2 protein-coding genes (1 of these 2 only partly in view) are annotated in these 2500 nt (G+C 62.7%); one reads left to right on the top strand and one right to left on the bottom strand.

Translation table 11 applies throughout. The annotated features are described in order from the left end of the window. A protein-coding gene (locus E5W87_RS05045; RefSeq protein ID WP_292394622.1) for a hypothetical protein crosses the window boundary here: on the bottom strand, window positions 1-9 show its 5' portion. The gene continues 273 nt to the left of window position 1, outside the view; 9 of the gene's 282 nt are visible here — the first part of the coding sequence; its start codon is at window positions 7-9; its stop codon lies off the left edge, out of view. Between the two features lie 240 nt (window positions 10-249). On the opposite strand from E5W87_RS05045, the gene E5W87_RS05040 reads away from it, so the two are divergent. Continuing rightward, window positions 250-2211: a M23 family metallopeptidase gene (locus E5W87_RS05040; protein ID WP_292394620.1), complete on the top strand. Its 1962-nt coding sequence runs from the start codon at window positions 250-252 to the stop codon at window positions 2209-2211. Window positions 2212-2500: the final 289 nt, after the last annotated feature.

Here is a 2500-nt window from a genome sequence, read left to right as displayed (position 1 = left end):
GACCACCATGCCGGAGCCCTATTGCCGCCGCATTACGGTTTGACACCAAGGCCAACAAAGCAGGCGTACGCACCACCGGCGCGCCGCCGCTTATAAGAGACTGTAAAGAGAGCCACTAAGAGAGAAGTGTGTTGGGGATTTCGGCCGAGGCCAGGCGCTTCGTTGACTTCGCCCGCCGTGACAGGCAAATGTCATGGCCACAACAAAAGCGACAAGCCGTCCCGCCCGGGGAAGAAGCAGCCTTTCTGGATGCCAGATACGGAAACTGTCATAGCCGAACTCGGCAACGAGCCGCCGCTGATTGCGGACGGTCGCAGTGGCCCGCCCGACCGGCGCGAGGTTTCGGCACGCTGGCTGTCGGGCACGTTTCTGACCGGCGTAACGTCGAGCGTGCTGATGGGCGTGGCGCTGTTCGCGGCCCTTGACGGCCGTCAGCAATTGGCAACGCCACCCGAGATCGCCGAACTGATCAGCCTTGCAAGAGGCGACGATTCCGGCGAGGTCGCCAAGACCACCAGGCTGGTGGCGCCGCGCCAGATCGCCAAGGCCAAGGACCGCCGGCGCATGGAAGTGTCGATGGTGACCAAGGTCGGCGACCGCGATGTCATCCACACCATGCCTTTCGTGCAGATCAAGATGGCGCTTGCCGCCGCGCACACGACCCCCCGTGCCTATCCGCCTTTCGACCCGATGCAGGTGTTTGGCGACGACCGCGACGGCAATGCCGGTCAGCCGGCGACCGCCGCCGCCGGCCAGATCTATGGCGCCAAGGTCGAAAGCGAGATGAGCCTGAAGACGGTCGATTTCCCGATCGAGACGGCGGCCTTCGACGAAAAGAGTGACTTGTCCGCCGACGAGGTGGAAAAGGTGGTGCGCGAGGCCGGCACGGGTCTGAGCGACGGCGCCGTGCAGGTCGCGTCGCTGCATTATGTCGACCCGCAGCGATTCGGCGATGCGTTCGCCGAGAGCATGGCCGGCTCCTACGACGTCAAGATCGTCCCGGAAAACGTCTCGGTGTCGCTGCGCGCTGCCCCCGACGATCAGGCGCCGGCCTTCGCCGAGGAAATCATCCCCTTCACCAGAGACCGCGACATAGTCGAGACCTTCGCCGATTCGGGCTATACGGGCGAAGACGCCACCGGCATGGCAGAGGCGATCGCCAAATTGCTGAATGCGACAGCGCTCAAGGCCGGAACCGTGCTGCGCGTCGGGCTTGAGATCCGTGGCGACGCCGCCAAAATCGTCCGCACCGGCATCTACGACAGGACCCAGCATATCGTCACCATCGCGCTCGACGATCACGGCCAATATGTGCCGGCGCAGGAGCCGGAGCCCAATCCCGAATTGCTGACCGCATTCGACGATTCGCCGCCAGTGGTGGTGCGCGGCAATCTGCCGAATGTCTATGACGGTATCTACCGCGCCGCCTATTCCTACGGCATGTCCAAGGCGATGACCAAGCAGTTGATCAAGCTCCTTGCGTCCGGTGTCGATTTCCAGTCACGGCTCAATTCGTCGGACCGCATCGAGGTGCTGTTCTCGCAGCCGGACGGCGACGACCAGGCATCCGACGACTCCGAGCTCCTCTTCGTCTCGGCGGTCTTCGGCGGCGCGACTCGCAACTTCTACCGGTTCCAAATGCAGGACGGCAGCACCGACTATTTCGACGAGAACGGCCGCAGCGCTAAGCAATTCCTGCTGCGCAATCCGCTGCCCAATGGCAGGTTTACCTCTGGTTTCGGTGCCAGGCGTCACCCCATTTTGGGATATGTGAAGATGCACACCGGAACCGACTGGGCAGCTCCGGTCGGATCGCCGATCATTGCCGCCGGCAACGGCGTCGTCGAAAAGGCCGGCTGGGCCGGTGGCTATGGCAAGCAGATCATCATCCGCCACGCCAATGGCTACGAGACGTCCTACAATCACCAGAGCGCCTTTGCCAAGGGCATTGAGCCGGGTGTTCGCGTTCGCCAGGGCCAGGTTATCGGCTATCTCGGCTCAACCGGCCTCTCCACCGGTCCGCATCTTCATTACGAGCTGATCGTCAACGGCACCAAGGTCGACTCGATGCGAGTCCGCCTGCCGGTCGGCAAGGTGCTGAAGGGCGACGACCTCGTCGCCTTCAAGCGCGAGCGCGAGCGCATCGATGATCTGCTCAAGCAGGAAGACAGTGATTCGCTGAAAGTCGCGAGCGCCAAGATCGAAGGCTGAGCCGGACCTTAAAGCGCGTCGCGTTTGAACAGATTCACGCGACACGCTTTAAGCTCTTGTTTTCATGCATGTCGTCGTCCCAAAACCGCTGCGCACTTTTGGGCGACATGCGTTAGAGCCTTTCTGGGCTCCTCAGCTCTGCGGATTCTCAGATCCACGCGACCACGGCAGTCGCTCGCCGGAAACGGTCGTCCACGCCACGACCGCCGACAGCAGGCAAAGCAACGCGGTCACCAAGGCGACGGCCGTGGTCGCGTGGATCTGAGAATCCGCAGAGCTGAGGAGCCCA

It is taken from the genome of Mesorhizobium sp., from assembly GCF_004962925.1.
Classification (GTDB): Bacteria; Pseudomonadota; Alphaproteobacteria; order Rhizobiales; family Rhizobiaceae; genus Mesorhizobium.
Note: the sequence above shows the minus strand (reverse complement) of the source record. Positions and strands in the feature narration are given on the sequence as shown.